The organism is Dermacoccus sp. UBA1591 (genome assembly GCF_002322065.1).
Lineage (GTDB): Bacteria > Actinomycetota > Actinomycetes > Actinomycetales > Dermatophilaceae > Dermacoccus > Dermacoccus nishinomiyaensis.
On the sequence record NZ_DCNR01000022.1, the window covers coordinates 10,668 to 12,028 of the forward strand.

Consider the following 1,361-nt stretch of genomic DNA (forward strand, 5'->3'; position numbering starts at 1 on the left):
CGACTCCCACGACGCCGACTCCTCCCACGGTGCCCACGACGCCGGCGACGCCTCCCACGGTGCCGACGACGCCGACGACGCCTGCTCCGTCCGCGACGGCCGCGCAGATCATCGCGTACGCCAAGACGTTCCAGGGTGTGCCGTACGTGTGGGGCGGTTCGACGCCGTCGGGCTTCGACTGCTCCGGCTTCGTCTCGTACGTGTTCAAGCAGTACGGCATCACGATGCCGCGCGTCTCCGCGCAGCAGCAGGCGTACTTCCCGAGCACGACGAACCCGCAGCCGGGTGACCTGCTGTTCTACAGCTACCCGGCGTATCACGTCGCCATCTATCTCGGCGACGGCATGATGATCGACGCACCGCACCCAGGTTCCACCGTGGGTGTTCGCGCGATCTACGGCAAGCCGTCGAGCTACGCGCGCGTGCTGCGCTGAAAGACGGCGTCGAGACTGCCGCGATGGCAGGGGATGGCGCTCGGATCCGGTCGTACCGACAGTGGGGAAGCTGACGCGGACGACGGACCGAGCGCCGTCCCACATCGTGGACAAAACTGAATGATGAATATTTCGTCGAACATTTTTTCGAGGCTCGAAAGGATGTTCGTTTCGTGCTCCCCGGAACCATGCCGAAAGTGCCCGTCAGCCGCGTGATCACGGGAAGATCACGGGGTGCCAGAACGACATGCATGTGATTTTCGGGGTGCTTTGCGGCGACGTTCGGCTCGTGCATCCTCGACATGTCGCACCCCCGTGCGACACGTGAGCACGAGCGCCCACTGCGAGTCGACTGGCGCTCTTCGACGACGGAGCGAACCGCCATGACGAAGTACTTGCCCAAGCACCTTGCCACGCGCCACGGCCGCGTCGAGTCCGCGCGCGTCGGTGCTGCCGCAGCCCGCGGCTCCCGATCCGCCCTCGCGCTCGGCGTGGGCGCGACGCTGCCCGTCGCCGGAGCGGCTGTGATGGCTGCCCCGGCTTTCGCGGCGCAGGAGACGCCGGCGCCGGCGCCCGCTCCCACCATCTCGCCCGTGCTGACTTTCGACTCGCGCGGCGAGGCCGTCAAGACCCTGCAGGCTCGCCTCGCTCTCGTCGTCGACGGCTGGTACGGCCCCGTCACGACAGCGGCCGTCAAGGACTTCCAGCGCGCCAACGGCCTCGACGTCGACGGCGTCGTCGGCCCCCGTACGTGGGCGGCGCTCGACGCGTCGTCCGCACAGCCGAGCGCCGGCGACGTCGTCCGACGCGGCGACTCGGGCCCGCTCGTGCGCGCCATCCAGTCGAAGCTCGGGGTGAACGTCGACGGCGTGTTCGGGTCGCTCACCGAGTCGGCGGTCGTGACGTTCCAGCGCTCGCACGGCCTCG

The 1,361-nt window shown here is 68.6% G+C and carries 2 protein-coding genes; both read left to right on the plus strand.

Annotated elements, in window-relative coordinates; translation table 11 throughout:
• The coding region (locus tag B2284_RS02595) for a C40 family peptidase (RefSeq protein WP_286697144.1) at positions 1 to 434 on the plus strand (434 nt) is incomplete at its 5' end.
• A gap of 383 nt (positions 435 to 817) precedes the next feature.
• Positions 818 to 1,361 (plus strand): peptidoglycan-binding domain-containing protein (locus B2284_RS02600; RefSeq protein WP_286697145.1); only part of this gene is annotated, 544 nt, incomplete at its 3' end.